Source organism: Mycobacterium sp. AMU20-3851, assembly GCF_043974665.1.
GTDB lineage: Bacteria > Actinomycetota > Actinomycetes > Mycobacteriales > Mycobacteriaceae > Mycobacterium.
In genome coordinates this window covers 3,856,855-3,875,611 of sequence record NZ_CP146371.1, presented here as the reverse complement: position 1 = coordinate 3,875,611, position 18,757 = coordinate 3,856,855, and the positions used below count along the sequence as shown (strand labels likewise).

Annotated in this window: 19 protein-coding genes and 1 pseudogene; 13 read left to right on the top strand and 7 right to left on the bottom strand. The window is 66.7% G+C overall.

Annotated features, from left to right (window positions below):
• Window positions 1-801, bottom strand: a complete 801-nt coding sequence (locus tag V4U86_RS18655) for an enoyl-CoA hydratase/isomerase family protein (protein ID WP_395307425.1) — start codon at window positions 799-801, stop codon at window positions 1-3.
• A 25-nt stretch (window positions 802-826) separates the two neighbouring features.
• On the bottom strand, window positions 827-1,621 hold the full coding sequence (locus V4U86_RS18650) for an enoyl-CoA hydratase/isomerase family protein (RefSeq protein ID WP_395307424.1): 795 nt from the start codon (window positions 1,619-1,621) through the stop codon (window positions 827-829).
• A 91-nt stretch (window positions 1,622-1,712) separates the two neighbouring features.
• Between V4U86_RS18650 and V4U86_RS18645 the strand changes: the two genes are divergently transcribed.
• The 3 genes from V4U86_RS18645 to V4U86_RS18635 all read left to right on the top strand — a co-directional run bounded on the left by V4U86_RS18645 (window position 1,713) and on the right by V4U86_RS18635 (window position 4,653).
• Complete coding sequence (locus tag V4U86_RS18645; protein ID WP_395307423.1) at window positions 1,713-2,474, top strand: FadR/GntR family transcriptional regulator; 762 nt, start codon at window positions 1,713-1,715, stop codon at window positions 2,472-2,474.
• Window positions 2,464-3,333: an enoyl-CoA hydratase/isomerase family protein gene (locus V4U86_RS18640; protein ID WP_395307422.1), complete on the top strand. Its 870-nt coding sequence runs from the start codon at window positions 2,464-2,466 to the stop codon at window positions 3,331-3,333. Before V4U86_RS18645 ends, V4U86_RS18640 begins: the two co-directional genes overlap by 11 nt.
• 144 nt (window positions 3,334-3,477) lie before the next feature.
• On the top strand, window positions 3,478-4,653 hold the full coding sequence (locus V4U86_RS18635) for a thiolase family protein (protein WP_395307421.1): 1,176 nt from the start codon (window positions 3,478-3,480) through the stop codon (window positions 4,651-4,653).
• Window positions 4,654-4,688: 35 nt separating this feature from the next.
• On the opposite strand, the gene V4U86_RS18630 is transcribed toward V4U86_RS18635, so the two are convergent.
• Window positions 4,689-5,438, bottom strand: coding sequence for a TetR/AcrR family transcriptional regulator (locus tag V4U86_RS18630; protein ID WP_395307420.1), 750 nt, complete (start codon window positions 5,436-5,438; stop codon window positions 4,689-4,691).
• Between the two features lie 167 nt (window positions 5,439-5,605).
• Here V4U86_RS18630 and V4U86_RS18625 point away from each other — a divergent pair, with 167 nt between their 5' ends.
• The 9 genes and pseudogenes from V4U86_RS18625 to V4U86_RS18585 all read left to right on the top strand — a co-directional run bounded on the left by V4U86_RS18625 (window position 5,606) and on the right by V4U86_RS18585 (window position 14,424).
• Complete coding sequence (locus V4U86_RS18625; RefSeq protein ID WP_395307419.1) at window positions 5,606-6,367, top strand: crotonase/enoyl-CoA hydratase family protein; 762 nt, start codon at window positions 5,606-5,608, stop codon at window positions 6,365-6,367.
• A gap of 23 nt (window positions 6,368-6,390) precedes the next feature.
• Complete coding sequence (locus V4U86_RS18620; RefSeq protein ID WP_395307418.1) at window positions 6,391-7,188, top strand: SDR family NAD(P)-dependent oxidoreductase; 798 nt, start codon at window positions 6,391-6,393, stop codon at window positions 7,186-7,188.
• 47 nt (window positions 7,189-7,235) lie between these two features.
• Window positions 7,236-7,552 (top strand): annotated as a pseudogene (locus V4U86_RS18615) (dihydrodipicolinate synthase family protein); the annotation flags it as partial.
• Between the two features lie 98 nt (window positions 7,553-7,650).
• Window positions 7,651-8,487 carry an enoyl-CoA hydratase gene (locus tag V4U86_RS18610; protein ID WP_395307417.1) on the top strand — a complete coding sequence of 279 codons (837 nt, stop codon included), beginning with the start codon at window positions 7,651-7,653 and terminating at the stop codon, window positions 8,485-8,487.
• 13 nt (window positions 8,488-8,500) lie between these two features.
• Window positions 8,501-9,751, top strand: coding sequence for an amidohydrolase family protein (locus tag V4U86_RS18605; protein ID WP_395307416.1), 1,251 nt, complete (start codon window positions 8,501-8,503; stop codon window positions 9,749-9,751).
• Window positions 9,752-9,756: 5 nt separating this feature from the next.
• Window positions 9,757-11,364: an acyl-CoA synthetase gene (locus tag V4U86_RS18600; protein WP_395307415.1), complete on the top strand. Its 1,608-nt coding sequence runs from the start codon at window positions 9,757-9,759 to the stop codon at window positions 11,362-11,364.
• Window positions 11,361-12,200, top strand: a complete 840-nt coding sequence (locus tag V4U86_RS18595; RefSeq protein ID WP_395307414.1) for an amidohydrolase family protein — start codon at window positions 11,361-11,363, stop codon at window positions 12,198-12,200. The genes V4U86_RS18600 and V4U86_RS18595 overlap by 4 nt, the downstream gene beginning before the upstream one ends.
• The gene (locus V4U86_RS18590) at window positions 12,200-13,246 is read left to right on the top strand and encodes an acyl-CoA dehydrogenase family protein (RefSeq protein WP_395307413.1); all 1,047 of its coding nucleotides are present in this window, start codon (window positions 12,200-12,202) and stop codon (window positions 13,244-13,246) included. Before V4U86_RS18595 ends, V4U86_RS18590 begins: the two co-directional genes overlap by 1 nt.
• A gap of 2 nt (window positions 13,247-13,248) precedes the next feature.
• Window positions 13,249-14,424 carry an acyl-CoA dehydrogenase family protein gene (locus tag V4U86_RS18585; RefSeq protein WP_395307412.1) on the top strand — a complete coding sequence of 392 codons (1,176 nt, stop codon included), beginning with the start codon at window positions 13,249-13,251 and terminating at the stop codon, window positions 14,422-14,424.
• 79 nt (window positions 14,425-14,503) lie between these two features.
• Here V4U86_RS18585 and V4U86_RS18580 read toward each other — a convergent pair whose 3' ends face one another.
• On the bottom strand, window positions 14,504-14,785 hold the full coding sequence (locus V4U86_RS18580; RefSeq protein WP_395307411.1) for a CBU_0592 family membrane protein: 282 nt from the start codon (window positions 14,783-14,785) through the stop codon (window positions 14,504-14,506).
• Window positions 14,786-14,882: 97 nt separating this feature from the next.
• Here V4U86_RS18580 and V4U86_RS18575 point away from each other — a divergent pair, with 97 nt between their 5' ends.
• Entirely contained in the window at window positions 14,883-15,803 is a 921-nt protein-coding gene (locus V4U86_RS18575; protein ID WP_395307410.1) for a LysR family transcriptional regulator, read from the top strand.
• 12 nt (window positions 15,804-15,815) lie between these two features.
• Here V4U86_RS18575 and V4U86_RS18570 read toward each other — a convergent pair whose 3' ends face one another.
• From V4U86_RS18570 to V4U86_RS18560, 3 genes are all read right to left on the bottom strand, one after another.
• Window positions 15,816-17,048, bottom strand: coding sequence for an amidohydrolase family protein (locus V4U86_RS18570; RefSeq protein WP_395307409.1), 1,233 nt, complete (start codon window positions 17,046-17,048; stop codon window positions 15,816-15,818).
• Window positions 17,049-17,138: 90 nt separating this feature from the next.
• Window positions 17,139-18,284: a thiolase family protein gene (locus V4U86_RS18565; protein WP_395307408.1), complete on the bottom strand. Its 1,146-nt coding sequence runs from the start codon at window positions 18,282-18,284 to the stop codon at window positions 17,139-17,141.
• A 2-nt stretch (window positions 18,285-18,286) separates the two neighbouring features.
• Complete coding sequence (locus V4U86_RS18560; RefSeq protein WP_395307407.1) at window positions 18,287-18,709, bottom strand: Zn-ribbon domain-containing OB-fold protein; 423 nt, start codon at window positions 18,707-18,709, stop codon at window positions 18,287-18,289.
• Between the last annotated feature and the right edge of the window lie 48 nt (window positions 18,710-18,757).

Here is an 18,757-nt window from a genome sequence, read left to right as displayed (position 1 = left end):
TTACCGCGCCTGCCAGTTGGGGGCGCGCTTCTCCACGAATGCCCGCGGTCCCTCCAGGGCGTCCTCGGTGCGGGTGACGCGCTCGCGGAACGTCTCGGCCAGGATCTCACCCTCGTGCAGCGGCAGGTCGAGGGTTTTGTGGATCGCCAGCCGGGTACCGCGAACGGCCAGCGGCGCATTGAGATTCACCGTGTCGGCGATCTCGTGGGCGCGCTCCAACAGCTTGTCGTGCTCCACGATCTCGGTGATCAGCCCGAGGTCGTAGGCACGCTGCACGGTCATCCGCTCGTGCTTGCCCATCAGCGCCATCCGCAGCGCCACCGACCGGGGTAGCGCCTTGGCCAGTCGCACCATCTCACGGGCGGCGACCAGGCCGATGCTGACGTGCGGATCGAAGAAGGTGGCCTTGTCGGAGGCGATGACGATGTCGCCGGTGGTGACCCAGTCCAGGCCGGCGCCGCAGCAGATGCCGTTGACGGCCACGATGACCGGTTTGGTCATGCTGCGGAAGGGCGGGGTGCCCTCCTGCGGTGCCTCCCACTGCTCATAGGTGGAAAGGTAGGGCCGCTCGTTGACGACCTTGCCGTCGCCGGGAATCTCCTTGACGTCGGCGCCGGTGCAGAAGGCACGACCGGTGGCGGTGACGATCATCAGCCACACGTTGTCGTCGTCCTCGGCCCGCTGATACGCCGCCCGCAATTCGGTGATCATGTGCGGGGACAACGCGTTGAGCGCGTCGGGCCGGTTCATCGTGATGGTGGCCTTGTGGCCGTCCACCTCGTACTTGATGGTCTCGTACATGCTCACCTTTCAGCGCCTGTGAAGTTCAGCGACCTGTGAAATGCGGATCGCGGCGTTCCCGGAACGCGGCGAGTCCCTCTTTGAAATCTGCGGTGCGGCAGGAGAGTTCCAGGTTGGACAGCTCCTGGGTCATGGACTGCGCCAGGGTGGCGTGCTGGCCGTAGCCGATCGCCTGCTTGGCCAGCCCGATCGCGACGGTGGGCCCGCCGGCCAACCGGGCGAGCAGCGCATCGACCGCCGTGTCCACTTCGTCGGCGGGCACCGCGCTGTGGATCAGCCCCCAGTCGGCGGCCGCTGCCCCGCTGACCTTCTCGCCGAGCAGCAGCATCCGCTTGGCCCGGGCGATGCCGGCCAGTCGGGGGAGCAGCCAGGTGGATCCGGTGTCGGGGGTGAAGCCGCGGGACAGAAACGGTTCCCAGAAGGTGGCGGCCTCGTCGGCGATGGTGAAATCGGCGGCCAGCGCGAGGTTGCAGCCCAGGCCGACGGCCCAGCCTCGGACGGTGGCCACCACCGGCAGTTGGATGGTGGCGACGAGTTCGACGATCCGGTTCGCGCCGTGCGGGATGCGGCGGACCAGGTCCCCGGTGCGGGGGCGTTCACCCGAGCTGTTGGTGGCGACCCAATCGGCCCCGGTGCAGAAGTGTTCGCCGGCGCCGGCGATGTGCACCGCACGCAGGGAATCGTCGCTGGCAGCCGCGGTGAGGATGCTGACCAGGTCGTCGATCATATGGTGGCTCAACGAGTTTCGCCGGTCGGGCCGGTCGATGATGATGTGCAGCACGGAGTCCGCGCGGGTGGTGTCCACCGAGCCGTCGCTCACCTGGCACCCGGCCTTCCCATATCCATACAGTTGCCCATACAGTAGGCGATGCGGTTACTATCTTGTACAAGTTAGCAAGGAAAGGTCGTCGATGGAAGGACGTGCCCGGCGGATCCGGCAGCCACGGGTTGCCGAGATCGTCGCGTCCAAACTCCGCGACGACATCCTGTCCGGGCGGTTGCGCGCCGGCGACATCCTGCCCACCCAAGAGAACTTGTACTCCGAATTCGGTGTCAGCCCACCGGCGCTGCGGGAGGCCATCCACCTGCTGGAGACCGACGGACTGATCTCGGTGCGGCGCGGCAACATGGGCGGCGCAGTGGTGCAACTGCCGTCGGCCGAGCGCACCGCGCACATGATCGGCATGGTGCTGCAAACCCGCTCGGCCACCCCGGCCGATGTCAGCGGCGCGCTGCTGCATCTGGAACCCATCTGTGCCGGCATGTGCGCGGCGCGCGAGGATCGGCTCACCGAGGTGGTCCCGTATCTGCAAGCCGAAATCGACGTGCAGACAGCACAGTTCGAGGATTCGGCACAGTTCGTGCGCAATGCCCGCCGGTTCCACGAGGCGCTGGTGGCCCGGTGCGGCAACGAACCGATGATCCTGCTGATCGGCTCCCTGGAGATGATCTGGTCGGCGCACGAATCCTCGGTGTGGGGTGACGACGTCACCGAACACACCATGCGCGCCGCCCTGCGTGACCATCAACGCCTGCTCGACGCGATCACCGACGGTAACCCCGCACGCGCGACCAAGCTCGCCACCGACCATCTCACCGCGGCGCGACGGACCACCCTGGCCGCCGGAACCGACAAAACAATCGAAGCGAGGCTGATTTCGCATGACCGATGACCGGGTGCTGTTCGAGGTCGATGCGGAGAATCGCATCGCCACCATCACGCTGAACAATCCCAAGCAGCGCAACTCCTATGACGCCGCGATGCGCGGCGAGATCGCCCGCTACCTCGACATCGTCGCCGAGGACGATGACATCACCGTGGTGCTGTTGCGCGGGGCGGAGGGTGTGTTCAGTACCGGAGCCGATATGAACAACGCCTACGGCTGGTATGGCGGGGAAGGCAAGGAGCCGCCCAAGAAGTCCCGGCCCAGCCAGCGTCGTCGGCTCACGGTGGACCGCAAATCGTTCGACTTCTACCACAATTTCCTGGGCTTCCCGAAGGTCACCGTCGGCGAGATCAGCGGCTATGCGCTGGGCGGCGGTTTCGAGATGGCGCTGATGACCGACATCTCGGTGATCGGCCGCGACACCTTGATCGGCATGCCCGCCACCCGCTTCCTGGGCCCGGCTTTGGGCAGCCTGCACATGTTCTTCCACCGGCTCGGCCCGGTGCTGGCCCGGCGGATGCTGCTCACCGGCGACATCATCGAGGCCGGCTCCATCGAACATCTGGGCATCTTCACCGATACCTGCGATGCGGCCCAGGTCGAGGCCCGCGCCCGGTACTGGGCGCTGAAGGCGGCGAAGATGCCCGCCGACGGCGTGGTGATCGCCAAGGAGGCGTTCCGGCTCGTCGAGCAGAGCCAGGCCTACCAGGGCGAGGAGGTGGCCAGCTACCTGTTCCATGCCTACGGCACCAACCTGCAGTTCTCGCCCGGTGAGTTCAACTTCGTCAAGACCCGCGCCGAACACGGCACGAAAGAGGCGTTCCGGCTACGTGACGAGCATTTCCACGTCCCCGAACCCAGCTGACCCTCCCGCCGCCCGAGCGAACAAACGGGCGGGAAAGTAGGAGTGGGTCACAACGTTCTGTCAGTCTCGGTAACCGACCGGGCATTACAAATGCTAGCGTTTCTGTAAGTACGATCGTCAATCGAGAGATTCGAGGTTCCGCCCATGCCCAGCCCCGTCATCGTCGGTGCTGCTCGCACCGCCATCGGCCGGTCCTTCAAGGGGACGCTGGTCAACACCCCGCCCGAGGAACTGCTCACCCCGGTGCTGGCCGAGGTCGTGCGTCGGGCCGGTATCGACCCCTCCGCGATCAACGACCTGATCATCGCCGAATCCCAGTATGGTGGCGGCGATCTGGCCCGCTACTGCGCCGACATCCTGGGCTGGCAGTGGGTGCCCGGGCAGGCGGTCAACCGGCACTGCGCCGGCAGTCTCACCGCCATCGGCAACGCGTCCGCGCACGTCGCCTCCGGCATGGAGCGCGTCGTGATCGGCGGCGGTGTGCAGTCGCTGTCGATGACCCCGTTGACCAACTGGCGCATCCCCGGGCCCGAGCTCAAGTTCGAAGAGCGCTGGATGACGCCCACCCACGTCGAGACCCCCGACGCCCCGATGAAGGACATGTCCATCACGGTCGGCTGGAACACCGCGCAGTCCGCGGGCATCACCCGCGAGGACATGGACGCCTGGGCCGCCCGTTCCCACCAGCGTGCCGTGGCCGCGCAGGACGCCGGCAAGTTCGCCGACGAGATCGTGCCGATCAAGGTCACCCAGGCCGACGGTTCGGTCATCGAGTTCAGCGTCGACGAGCACCCCCGCCGTGGCACCACCGCGGAGAAGCTCGCCGAGCTCAAGGTCCTGCATCCGGAGATCGAGGGATTCTCCATCACCGCGGGCAACAGCAGTGGCACCAATGACGCTGCCGCTGCTGTCGCGGTGGTCGCCGACGACTACGCGGCAGCGGAGAACCTCAACGTGCTGGCCAAGGTGAAGGCCTGGGGCTCGGTGGGCGTGGCCGCCCGCGACACCGGTCTGGGCGGTGTGAAGGTCATCGGCCACGTGCTGGACCGGGCCGGCCTGAAGCCCTCGGATGTCGCGCTCTGGGAGATCAACGAGGCCTTCGCCTCGGTGCCGATCGCCGCTGTGCGCGAGTACGGCATCGACGAGGAACTGGTCAACTTCTCCGGCAGTGGCTGCAGCCTCGGACATCCGATCTCGGCCTCCGGGGCCCGGATGGTGACCACCCTGATCTACGAACTGCAGCGTCGCGGTGGCGGTATCGGTGTGGCCGCGATGTGCGCCGGCGGCGGGCAGGGCGGCGGTCTCGTCATCGAAGTGTGATCAGCATCGAGGTCTTATCTCAGGCGAGCACTGAGCTACCCGGCGGATTTACCCCGGCCCTTCGGGGCCGGGGTTTTCGCTTTCGAGCCGCCCTCCAGCCGTCGGGAGGCGTGCTCCAGGATGCAGTCCAGACCGAACTCGAAGTTGTTCTCATCCGAGGCGCCGAAGCTGTGTCCCTCACCGGTCACCTGCGCGAGCAGCGGTGCGACCTCCGGATCGATCACCAGGGTCTGGTCGTAGGCGCCCGGGCCCTCGTCGCCGGCCTGGTTCTTCTCGGCCAGGCGCTGCAGCACCACCGACCCGCGCACGTGCAGGGTCACCGCCGAGTAGGTGTCGAAGGCGTCCTCGGGACTCAGGCCGGCCTCGACCAACCCCGAGATCGCCTTCTCCATCTCCAGCACGCCGACCTTGGCGGCGCGCGGGCTCAACGCGGCCCGGATGAGGATGAGATCACACAGGATCGGATTGCCGACGAAGGTCTTGCGCATGGTCCTGGCGTGGTTGCGCAGGGTCTCGCGCCAGTCCTTGGCCTCGACATACGGTGTGGCGAAGACATACTCGCTCAGCGCGCGGTCGGTCATCGCATTCAGCAGGTCGTCCTTCTTGCGGAAGTACCAGTAGATGCTGGTGACGCCGACGCCGAGATGCTTGCCCAGCAACGGCATGCTGAGGTTGTCGATGCCGACCTGCTCGGCGAGTTCGAAGGCGCCCTTGATGATGTCGTCGGGGTTGATCGATCCGCGCTCGCGTCGCTGTCGTTTCTCAGCGACCGGTTGCTTGGCCACGGCGGCACCTCTTTCACATCGGATAGTGAACCGTCAAGCTTACCGGTAGCCATACCGTCGTGCGGGTATGCCGATTCTCGGCGGATTCGGCAGGCTACCGTAATACCTATAGTAATGTTTTCCGGTACCCATCTGACTTACTCAACGCCGATAAGCGAGGTTCACGAGTGGCCGACGAAATCCTGACCGAGCGCCGGGGCCGCACCCTGGTCGTCACCATCAACCGGCCGGAGGCGCGCAACGCGTTCAATCTCCCGGTGGCACAAGGCCTCGCGGCCGCGATGGACGAGCTCGACGACAGCCCGGAACTGTCGGTCGGCGTGCTGACCGGCGCGGGTGGGAACTTCAGCGCCGGCATGGACCTCAAGGCATTCGCCTCCGGTGAGCTACCGTACGTGCCCGGTCGGGGCATCGGGTTCACCGAGCGTCCGCCGCGCAAACCGCTGATCGCCGCCGTGGAGGGCTACGCGCTGGCCGGTGGCACCGAGATGGTGCTGGCCACCGACCTGATCGTGGCTTCCCGGGAGGCCAAGTTCGGCATCCCCGAGGTCAAGCGCGGCCTGGTGGCCGGCGGCGGTGGTCTGTTGCGCCTGCCGCACCGCATCCCGTACCAGAAGGCGCTGGAGCTCGCGCTCACCGGTGAGAACTTCACCGCCGAGCAGGCCGTGGAGTGGGGCTTCGTCAACAAGCTGACCGAACCGGGCGAGGCACTGGCCGGCGCGCTGGAGCTGGCCGAGAAGATCACCGCCAACGGACCGCTCGCGGTCGCTGCGACCAAGGAGATCATCGTCAAGTCCGCGGAGTGGAGCCAGGCCGAGATGTGGGAGAAGCAGAACGCCATCATGGCCCCGGTGTTCGGATCCAAGGACGCCATCGAAGGTGCCACCGCGTTCGCCGAGAAGCGGGCACCCAACTGGACCGGAAGCTGAGCGCTCGGAAGGCCTGAGAAGCAATGGATCTGGGGTTTGCCGGAGCGGCCACCGTGGTGGTGGGCGGGGGCCGGGGCATGGGCCTGGCCACCGCGCAATGTCTGGCCGATGACGGCGCGCGGGTGGCTGTCCTCGGCCGGTCGGCAGAGGTGCTCGACGCCGCTGCCGCGGACCTGGCCCGGCGGGGGAGTCCGGACGCGGTGGCGGTCGTCGCCGACATCGGCGACGACGCTGCGGTGCAACGGGCGTTCGCCGATCTGGCGCAGCGGTGGGACGGGCAGCTCAACGCCCTCATCAACACCGTCGGACCCGATGCCGCGGGCACCTTCGACGAGCTGACCGATCAGCAGTGGCAGGAGGCCTTCGACGCCGGGCTGATGGGCATGGTGCGCTGTGTTCGGGCCGCCCTACCGCTGCTCCGCGCCGCGGAGTGGGCCCGCATCGTGAACTTCTCGGCGCATTCGACGCAGCGGCAGAGCACCCGGCTGCCGGCCTACACCGCGGCCAAGGCCGCGCTGAACAGCGTGTCGAAAAACCTTTCCCTGCAGTTGGCGCCCGACGAGATCATGGTCAACGTGGTGTCGCCGGGCAGCATCTCCTCGGAGGCGCTGCTGGGCTGGGCGGAGTCGGTCGGGGTGGACGGCAACGACCCGTACGCCCTGATGTCGGCGATCGACGAGCACTTCGGCCACCCGGCGCACCTGCCGCGGACCGGCATGCCCGCTGAGATCGGGCCGGTGGCAGCGTTCTTGGCGTCGAAGCGGAACTCCTACATGACGGGTGCGAACGTCAACGTGGATGGCGGTAGCGACTTCATCTAGAAGGGGTTCGGCATGGCCACAGCAGCTGAGGCCACCCCGTTCAGCGCGCTCAGCTGGGCACCGCCGGATATCTGCACGAGACGCCGAGCTGGTGTGGTCCGATCGGCTCATCGAGGCGATGGACTTCGCCCGGGAGTCCGGGCTGGACCGGTTCGGCATCGACATGGGCTCGTGGTTGACCTGCTATCCGGGTCGACCGGACTACTTCACGCATTGGGCCGGCGCGTTCAAATACGCGGCGTCGCTGCTGGGACTGCCGGTCGGGGACCACCCGCATTCCCGCCCACCTCAGGCAGAGCTGCCCGAGGCCGCGAAGACCCAGATCGAGAAGGCTTATCGCAACCTCGGATTGATCCACCCATGATCCTGGCTTTTATGCAGGTCGAGGGCCGCATAAGCGGGTTGCGGAATGCACTACCGATAGGTATACAGTATGTATGTCTGAACGGGAGGGCTCGACCCATGACTGTTGCTGACAGTGTCGGTTTCGAGGTCGTGGGCAACGACGCCGTGCTCTACGAGGTCACCGAGGCCGGCGTCGCCGTCATCACGCTCAACCGGCCGGAGCGACTGAACTCCTGGGGAGCCGACATCTCCAGCGGCGTCTACGCCGCCTTCGACCGCGCCGAAGCCGATCCTGCGGCCCGGGCCGTCGTGCTGACCGGTACCGGGAAGGGTTTCTGCGCCGGCGCCTACATGGGCGCCATGCAGGACCTGGGGGAGTCGATCAGCGGCGATACCGACGTCAGCAAGATCGTCGGCGAGCGACACCCGCACTTCCTGACCACCCTGCGCAAGCCGGTCATCGCCGCGATCAACGGTGCCTGCGTCGGAATCGGCCTCACACACGCGCTGATGTGCGATGTCCGGTTCGCCGCCGCCGGCGCCAAATTCGCGACCGCGTTCCCGCGCCGCGGACTGATCGGTGAGTACGGCATCACCTGGATCCTGCCGCGGCTGGCCGGCTGGGGGGTGTCCGCGGATCTGCTGTTGTCCGGCCGGACCTTCCTCGCCGAAGAGGCTCTGCAACTCGGTCTCGTCAAAGCGGTTGTGCCGGCCGAGGATCTGCTGCCCACCGCGATCGCCTACGCAGAAGATCTGGCGCGCAACTGTTCACCGGCCTCGATGGCGGTGATCAAAGGCCAGTTGTACGGCGATGCAGGAGACCCGGTGATGGACGTCAGTGCCCGCGCCGAGAAGTTGATGCACGAATCCTTGGTGCGGCCCGATCTCATCGAGGGCATCTCCGCGTTCCTCGAGAAGCGGCCTCCGAATTTTCCGCCTTTACAAGAGCTTTGAAAGGTTGACCAACATGTCCGACACCCCGGAACGCCTGCCCTACCTGGCCGTCGACGTCGACAACCACTACTACGAGCCGGTCGACGCGTTCACCCGGCATCTGCCCAAGGAATTCCGCAGTCGCGGTGTGCAGATGGTGCAGGACGGTAAACGCACGCTGGCCGTGATGGGCGGTACGGTCAACCACTTCATCCCGAATCCGACCTTCGACCCGATCATCGAACCGGGTTGCCTGGATCTGCTGTTCCGCGGCGAGATTCCCGAGGGCGTGGACCCGGCCTCGCTGATGAAGGTGGACCGCCTCGGGGACCATCCCGAGTACCAGAACCGGGACGCACGACTCAAGGTGCTCGACCGGCAACGCCTCGAAACCGTGTTCATGCTGCCGACTTTCGCGTGCGGTGTGGAGGAAGGTCTCAAACACGACATCGAAGCCACCATGGCGTCGGTCCACGCGTTCAACATGTGGCTGGATGAGGACTGGGGGTTCGACCGGCCCGACGGGCGGTTCGTCTCGGCGCCGATCATCTCGCTGGCCGACCCCGTCAAGGCGGTCGAGGAAGTGGAGTTCGTGCTGAGCCGCGACGCCAAGCTGGTGTGCGTGCGCCCGGCGCCGGTGCCGGGCGAGGTCCGGCCGCGGTCGCTCGGTGACCCGGTCCACGACCCCGTGTGGGCACGGCTGGCCGAGGCCGGCGTCCCGGTGGTGTTCCACTTGTCCGACTCCGGATACATGGCGGTGCCTGCACTGTGGGGCGGCAGCGGCGTGTTCAAGGGCTTCGGCAAGCGGGATCCACTCGACATGGTGATCATGGACGATCGCGCCATCCACGACACCATGGCCTCGATGATCGTGCATCAGGTGTTCACCCGGCACCCCAAGCTGAAGGTGTGCAGCATCGAGAACGGCTCCTACTTCGTCTACCGGCTGATCAAGCGGCTCAAGAAGGCCGCCAACAATGCGCCGTACCACTTCAAAGAGGATCCGGTGGAGCAGCTGCGCAACAACGTCTGGATCGCGCCCTACTACGAGGACGACGTCAAGCTGCTCGCCGACACCATCGGTGTCGACAAGATCCTGTTCGGATCGGACTGGCCGCACGGCGAAGGGCTGGCCGACCCGACCACCTTCACCGCCGATATCCCGCAGTTCCCCGAGTTCAGCCTGGAAGACACGCGAAAGGTCATGCGTGACAACGCACTCGAAATGCTGGGCGATGTGAACCGGGTCGCGCCCGGTGCCCGTGATCTGGCCGCAACGGTCTGACGTCCGTGACCGAATGGACCATCGGCGCTGTCATCGACGCCATCGCCGATGCGGTACCGGAGCGGGAGATGACCGTGTGCGGGGCCCGGCGCACCACCTTCGCCCAGGGCGCGGACCGGACCCGGCGGCTGGCCAACTTCCTGGCCGGCCGCGGGCTGGGTGCCCACACCGAACGCGGTGCACTGCAGCGGTGGGAGTGCGGTCAGGATCGCGTCGCGCTGGTCATGCACAACGACCTGTACCCGGACATGGTGATCGGGTGCCTGAAGGCCCGCACGGTCCCGGTCAACGTCAACTACTACTACTCGCCGGGTGAGGTCGCCGACCTGCTGGCCTACCTGCGGCCACGGGCGATCATCTACCACCGGTCACTGGGTGCGAAGTTCGCTTCCGTCCTGAATGCCGATCTGCTCATCAGCGTCGACGACGGGGAGGGCGACGAGATTCCCGGTTCGGTGTCCTTGGACGAGGCGCTGCGCCAGGGGGATTCGGACTGTGCGGGACCCGGATCGCCCGACGATCTGCTGATGATCTGTACCGGCGGCACCACCGGACGGCCCAAGGGCGTGCTCTGGCGCCAAGGGGACATCTACGTGTCCTCGATGAACGGGGCCGATCACGAAGAGGTCGGCGAAATCCACCAGAAGGTGGCGAATGCCGGGCCGCCGTGGTTCGCGGTCTCCCCGCTCATGCACGCCGCCGGCATGTGGACCGCGTTCTCCGGCCTGTTGTCCGGCCAGACGGTCGTCCTGCACGACACCAAGACCCGTTTCGACCCGCGCACCGTGCTGGAAACCGCCGAACGGGAGAAGATCGGTCTGATGACCATGGTCGGCGATGCCTACGCCGCACCCCTGGTCGAAGAGCTCGGCCGGCGCAGCTACGACCTGTCCTCGATGTTCGCCATCGGCACCGGCGGGGCGGCGACCAACCCGAAACACCAACGGGCGTTGCTGGAACACATCCCGCAGATCACCATCATCAACGGCTTCGGCTCCTCGGAGACCGGCAACATGGGCTTCGGGCACACCCAGCGCCAGACCGAGACTGCCGAGACCTTCCAGCTCCGGCCGGGCGGGCTGGTGCTCGCCGAGGACTACAAGCGGTTCCTCGACCCCGGGGAGACCGAGGTCGGCTGGGTGGCCCGCAACGGCCGGATCCCGCTGGGCTACTTCGACGATGCCGAGGCCACCGCGAGGACCTTTCCCGAGGTGGACGGGCAGCGGGTGGTGGTTTCCGGGGACCGCGCGGCGCTGGAATCCGATGGCACGCTGCGGTTGTACGGCCGCGACTCGCTGGTGGTGAACACCGGTGGGGAGAAGGTCTTCGTCGAAGAGGTCGAGGCGGTATTGCGGACGCACCCGGCGGTCGCCGATGCGCTGGTGGTGGGGCGGCCCAGCGAGCGCTGGGGTGAAGAGATCGTCGGTCTTGTGTCCCTCCGTGCGGATGTGACCGCCAAGGTCCTGCGCGAGCACTGCGCGACCGGCCTGGCGCGCTTCAAGATTCCCAAGGATGTGCTGTTCGTCGAGCAGATCCGTCGACTGGGCAACGGCAAGGCCGACTACCGGTGGGCGAAAGACCACGCGAGGAAACAACTGGAGACGACGTCATGACAGAGCGGGTGAACCGTGTGATCGATTGCCTGGCCAACGTGCATTTCGGTGAGACGGAGAACCAGCCCACCTTCATGAAGAAGGTGCGCGACGACTATTTCAAGGGCCCGAAGTCGCTGTATGACCCCATCGACCTGGGGCAGATGATCGACGAGATGGACACCCACGGAGTGCAGCGGGCGATCCTGATGGACTCGCTGGCCAAACCGTCGGTGACGGCCCGCAAGTTCGTCGAGGCACACCCCGATCGGTTCTCGTTGGCGATGGGCGGGGTCAACCTGTTGCGCCCGATCCCGTCCCTGCGCGAACTGGAGGCCATCTCCAAGGATCTTCCGGTGGTGTACACCGTTGTGGGACCGAGCTTCTGGGGGGACGGCCAGTACCCGCCCAGCGATGCGGTGTACTACCCGCTCTACACCAAATGCGCCGAGCTGGAGCTGCCGCTGTGCGTGAACACCGGTCTGCCCGGACCGCCGATCCCCGGTGAGGTGCAGAACCCGATCCATCTGGACCGGGTGTGCGTGCGGTTCCCGGAATTGAAACTGTGCATGATCCACGGTGCGGACCCGTGGTGGGACGTCGCGATCCGGATGTTGATCAAATACCAGAACCTGCGTCTGATGACCTCGGCCTGGTCGCCGAAACGGTTGCCGGAGAGCCTGATCCATTTCATGCGGACCCGTGGCAAGACGAAGGTCATCTTCGCATCCGATTTCCCGGTGTTGCGGATGGAACGCGTGGTGCCCGAGGCGCTGGCCCTCGATCTGCCCGACGACGTGATGGACAACTACCTCTACAACAATGCCCACGATTTCTTCTTTGGGGAAGGCAACTGATGGACCGTTACGAACTGCGCAGGCTGGACTACAGCCTGACCGAGGATCACAAGGACCTGCAGGCTGCCTACAAGCAATTCTTCAAGACCCACTGCGACATCGAGGCGGTGCGCGCGGCCGAGCCGGCCGGCTTCGACAAGAGTCTGTGGGAACGGCTGTGCGGTATGGGTGCAACGACCATGGGACTGCCCGAGTCGGTCGGCGGTGACGGCGCCACGCTGGTGGACCTGACACTGGTCGCCGAGGAGATCGGCCGCGCACTGGCGCCGGTGCCGTGGATCGACCACGTCGTCGCGGCCCGGCTGCTGGCCCGGCTCGGTGCGCTGGAATCCGCGGAGATCGTGGCGGGCACGCAGCTGGTGGCGCTCGATCCCCAGCAGGTCGCGCCGACCGGACCGCGGCTGATCCCGGCCGGGTCGATCGCCGACCACCTCATCGTGTGTGACGGCTCGGACATTGTGCAGCTCGGGTTCTCGACCCGGCCGGCCAAGGTGGACAACATCGGCAAGCTGCCGATGGCCTGGGTGGATCCCGGCGCCGCCGACACCCGGGTGGTGCTGGCCAGCGGCGCCGGTGCCCTGGCCGAATATCAACGGGCCCTGGACGAATGGCGATTGCTCACCGCCTCGGCGCTGGTCGGTCTGGTCGAGGAGACGATGACCATCGCCGCCGAGTTCTCCAAGACCCGCTACACCCTGGGGGTGCCGATCTCGACCCTGCAGGGCATCTCGCATCCGCTGGCCAATATCGCCATCACCGTCCAGGGCGGGCGCGGGCTGGCCCGCCGGGCCGCGTGGTTCCTGGACAACGAACCCGATGAGCGGCCCGAACTCGGGCCGTCGGCGTTCGTGTTCATGGCCGAGGAAGCCGCCAAGGCCGCCACCATGGCCGTACACGTGCAGGGCGGGCTCGGTGTCTCGGCCGAGGCTGCCGCCACCGCCTATCTGGTCCGGGCCCGCGGCTGGGCACTGGCCGGCGGTGACCCGGGCGCCACCGCAGTCCGCATCGCCCAGATCGTCTCGGCTCGCGAGAGCCAGGAGGGATAACCATGGATTTCTCGCGTGTCGAACTGTCCGATGAGGACCGGGCCTTCCAGAACGAGGTTCGCGAACTACTGTCCCGGGTGGTCACCGAGGACGTCATCCGCCGCGACCGGGAGACCGGCGACAATTTCGACGAGGACGTGCACCTGGCCCTCGGCGCCGCCGGCTACCTGGAACGCGAGTTCAAGTCCGAGGCGGACGGCGGGTTCACCCGCACCCAGCGCCGCATCTGGGCGCTGGAACGGCGCCGCGCCGAGGTGCCGTGGGTGACCTGGGGGACCACCATCATGATCGCCCGTTCGGTGGCCAAGTTCAGTACCCCGGAGGTCCGCGACGAGGTGCTGCGCGGCGTTTTCGACGGCACCATCCGGATGTGCCTGGGTTACACCGAACCCGAGGGCGGCTCCGATGTCGCCACCTGCAAGACTCGCGCGGTCCGCGACGGCGACCAATGGATCATCAACGGCTCCAAGATGTTCACCACCGGTGCGCACAACTGCCAGTACACGTTCTTGATCACCAACACCGATCCGGATGCGCCGAAGCACAAGAGCCTGACCATGTTCCTGGTCCCGCTGGACACCCCGGGCGTGGAGATCCAGGGCATTCGCACCGTCGACGGGGACCGCACCAACATCGTGTACTACTCGGACGTCCGGGTCGACGACAAGTACCGGATGGGGGAGGTCAACGGCGGTTGGACGGTGGTGCGTGAGCCGCTGGACGCCGAGCACGGGGCGGTCGCCGCGGCCGACGACGGCCTCGACGACGTCGCGATCATGACGCATCAGGCGATGTTCATGGCCAACGCGGCCGACAACGTCGCAGCCCTGGCCGCCCGGACCGGGTCCATCGAGGACGGGTCGGTCGCCTACCGGCTGGGCCGTGCGCACGCCCGGTTGGAGGTGGCGCTGTCCAGCCCGAGTATCTTCGGCCGGGTCGCGATCGCGCAGACCATGCGCGACATCTCCCCGGACCTGATGGACATCGCCGGATCGGTTGCGGCGCTGCCCATCGGCACCGACGGTGGTGCCGACGACCGCAGCGAGTACGTGTACCGCTTCGCGCCGTTGGTCGGCATCTACGGCGGCACCCTGGAGGTGTTCCGCAATATGATCGCCCAGCACGTGCTGGGGATGGGCAAGCCCAACTACTCGCCGCCGGCCAAGAAGGTCTCGTGATGGCGGTTGTCGCCGACCCCGATTTGAAGCTGTTCTGCGACACCGCCCGTCAGCTGGTGGTCCGCAGCAACCGCTCCAGCTAACCGGACGTCGCACAGACCTCGGCGGGGCGCGGCACGCGCCGGATGCCGGCCCGGTACTGGCCGGCCACGCTTAGCACGCCGATGGCGGCCCAGACGAAGTTGGAAACCGCACTCGGCCATGCGCCGTACAGGACGCAGGCGATCCCGGCCAACGTGCCGCCGACGATGTTCAGGGCGGTATAGCGCCTGGAGGCATTCGACAGCCAGCCGCGACTCAGGGACAGATACGCCACCAGCGTGCCTGCCGTCCCGATCCATCCCAGCGTTGCCGCGATCATCTGTCCGTCCTCGAACTCGTCGTTTCACGGAAAGTATCGAGCTCGCAGGCGTTAAACGCAATTGAATAGAAATGCACATCCGATGTAGCATTTCTTAATGGACTTGGACCCGCGGAGGCTGCGATATCTGCTGGCCGTGGCCCGGGCCGGCGGTGTGCTCGCCGCGGCGGATGAGCTGCACCTGACACCGTCTGCGGTGTCCCAGCAGATCTCCCGGCTGGAGCGCGAGACCGGCCGGGTGCTGATGACCAGAACCACGCAGGGATCGGCACTGACACCGGAGGGCTGGGCGCTGGCCGAGGCGGCCCAGCAGATCGAGCAGACGCTGGTGGCCGTCGAGTCCCGGCTGGCGCGTGGCGACGCCGAGGTCCACGGGACCATGCGGCTCGGCAGCTTCCAGAGTTTCCTCACCGCGGTGATCGCCCCCTCGTTGCCGGATTGGCGCAGACAACTGCCGGGCCTGAGTTTCGAACTCGTCGAGGCCGACGAGGAACCGCTGATGCGCGCCATGAAATCCGACGAATTGGATGCTGCCATCGTGGAATTGGATGCCGAGGAGTCGCGGCGCCGGTTACCCACTGGGATGGCCGAGGTGCCGCTGCTGGATGAACCCTGGAAGCTCGTGGTCCCGGCCGGGACCATCGCGGCCGACGTCGCCGATCTCGGCCGGTTGAACCTGCCCTGGCTGGGGGTCGGTCCGGCCGCGGCGAGCACCCGCGCGGTGGCGCGGCTGCGTCGGGCCACCGGTATGGACCAGCCCACCGCGCATCGCTATTTCGGGACGCAGACCGGCTTGGCCTTGGTGGCGGCTGGTGAGGGCATGGCGCTCATCCCGATGCTCGCACTGCAAGGCATGCCCCAGGACGGCGTCGAATGCCTCGACGTACCCGGGCTGGGCATGCGCAGGATCGTGCTGCGCAGCTACCCGCGCAGCAAGCAGGCCAGTGACCTGGTGGACTCGGTCGTGGGGCTGATTCGCGATGCGGTGCAGCAGATCGGCACCGAATCTGGCGTCTGACCGGCGCCGCGCTCAGGGAGCGGTCAACACCGGTGGCTCGACGGCCGCGGGATCGGGGTTGGCGATCGGCAGCCCCATGAACCGCCGCGCGTTGTCACCCATGAAGTCATAGGTGCGCCGCACGTCCATGCCCTCGGCGTACTTCCAGTAGCCCCGGGGCTCGGGCAGCCCCTCGGGGTGCGGGTAGTCCGAACCGAACATGACCTTGTCCCAGCCGACGGTGTTGACGACGTCGGACACGCAGCCCTCCCAGAACGGGCTGACCCAGATGTTGCGGCGGAACACGTCGTGCGGATGCTCCGGGAAGTTCTGCGGCATCTTCTTCTGCAGATCCTCGAAGTCGTTGAACAGCGGGAAGATCCAGCCGCTACCGTTCTCCACGCTGGCGATACGCAGCTTCGGGAAACGGGTCAGGGTGCCGTGGCAGATCAGTGCGGTGATCATGTCGGCGATCTCGCGGTGGCCCAGCACCATCCAGCGGAACGCGCTCTGGGTCATGAAGTTCTGGGTGTGCGCCGGTTCCCACTTGTTGACGTAGTCGTCCAGTGGCGGGTAGCTGGCGTGCAGCACGATGGGCAGGCCGGCGGCCTCCACGTCCCGCCAGAACGGGTCGAATTCCGGCAGCGCGGGCGAGCGCCAGCCGTACAGGCCGTTGACCGGGCCCGGCTTGATCAACGCCGCCTTGGCGCCGTGGTCCAGGATCCACTCCAGCTCCCGCTGGGCGGCGTCGACCTCGGACAGATTGAGGATCGGGGTGGTGAACAGCCGGTCGGCGTAGTTGAACGACCAGTGCTCATGGATCCACTCGTTGAGCGCGTGGACGATCGCCAGGGTCAGCGCCGGATCGTCGGCGCTGGAATGCTCCACCAGGCTGCCCAGCGTCGGATAGTTCAGTGCCTCGGTCACCCCCTGACGGTCCAGTTCGGCGACCCGCGCTTCGGGATTGCGGGTGGCTTCCGGTGCTTCGATGGCCTTGCCCTGCATCTCCCGAAGCGTCAGGCCGTCGGTGTTCTCGCCGGCGAAGAACTTCTCGTGTGCACCTGGGGCGGCGACCCGTTCGAAGGTTGGGTTGGGGATGAAATCGGTGACCCGATTGTTGATCACCACCCGGGTCTGCCTGCCGAACTGGGCGTACTGCACGGCACGGCTGTACTTCTCGGGCAGGAACTTAGTCAGTGCGTCGCCGGTCTCGTACATGTGCTGGTCGGCGTCGAAGATCGGCGCGTCCCGGAACTGCTCGGTCATGTGGGTGGGTTCCCTTCTCTCGCGAGCAGACGCGAAGGGTCGCTATTCGGGGTGACTTTGCGGCCATTCACGTCTGTTCGGCAATGAAAGTCAAAGAGTGAGCACGGTGGCGCCGGCGGTGCCGGGCGCGCCGTAGAGCTGGGCGAAGCCCACCCGCGGATTGCCGGGTACCTGCCGGTCGCCGGCCTCGCCGCGCAGCTGGCGGACCAGCTCGTGGATCTGGCGCAGGCCGGAGGCGCCGATCGGCTCGCCGTTGGCGATCAACCCGCCGTCGGTGTTGATCGGCAGCGAACCACCGATCTCGGTGGCGCCGTCGGCCAGCAGCTTTTCCTGGTCGCCGTCGGCGCAGAAACCGCACTCGGCCATGTGGATGATCTCCGCACCGGCGTCGGTGTCCTGCAGCTGCACGACATCCACGTCTTCGGGTGCCACACCGGCCTTTTCGAAAGCCGCCCGTGCCGCATAGACCGTCGGTGCGACGTCCTCCACCACCGGCGCGCAGGTGGTGTTCACCTCGTAGGCCCCGTACCGGCGGGTACGGACCTCGACGGCCCGCAGATACACCGGCTTGGCGGTGTACTTGTGCGCCAGGTCGGCCCGGCACATCACCACCGCGGCCGCACCCTCGTCGGGCGCGCAGAACATGTACTGGGTCAGCGGGTAGTTCAGCATCGTCGAGTTGAGGATGTCGTCCTCACTGATCGGTTTGCGCCGGAACGCGTTGGGATTCAGCGCCCCGTTGCGGAAGTTCTTGTTGGCGACCTTGGCCAGGGTGCGCGCCGAGATGTTGTGCTCGTGCAAATACCGGTTGGCCTTCATACCGAAGAACTGGGTGGTCAGGTACTGGCCATTCTCGGCGTACCAGCTCGGCATGCCCACCAGGGCGGGGTCCTCGGTGAACGCACCGCGGGGATGCTTGTCCAGGCCGACGGCGATCCCGATGTCGTAGTCGCCCAACCGGATACCGTCCGCACACGCCTTGGCGGCGCTGGCCGCCGTGGCGCACGCATTGAAGACGTTGGTGAACGGAATACCGGACAGCCCCACCATGCCGACGATGGCGTCGGGGTTGGCGACCGTCCAGCTGCCGCCCGTGGCGGCCCCGATGTCCTTCCACTCGACCCCGGCGTCGGCGACCGCGGCGAAGATGGCGTCGACGCCCATCTCCATCGCGGACTTCCCCTCGAACCGGCCGAACGGGTGCAGTCCGACCCCGATGATGGCTACTTCATGCATGATCAGGCTCCTTGGACGGGTGCGAAGGCGAAGGTGACGAGTTCGTCCCCGTCGGCGTCGGTGGCGAACGGAATCATGGTGAGCTCGACCTCCATGCCGAACTCCAGCGCGGCCGGGTCGTTCTCGGTGAGCCGGCCCTCCACCCGTAGGACATCCCCGAGTTGCACGAGTCCGACGCCGAATGGCACGAACTCCTTGCCGGTGGGTCCCTTGTAGGGGGGACCGGGCGGGAATCCCTGGGTGGTCCAGGCCACCAGCGTGCCGCGCCGGGGCAGGTGGTGCGGGCTCATCGCATCGCTGCTGCACGCCGGGCACCGGCGCTGTACCGGGAAGGTGGTCTGCCCGCAGGTACCGCAGCGGGCCCCGATCAACGAGGGCTCGGCGTCGGGCCATGTCGATATCTCCGGTGCCAGCGCTTTCTGCATTCGGTTCTCCTCAAAGCGACGAACTCCACACGGCTACTGTAATTCTTA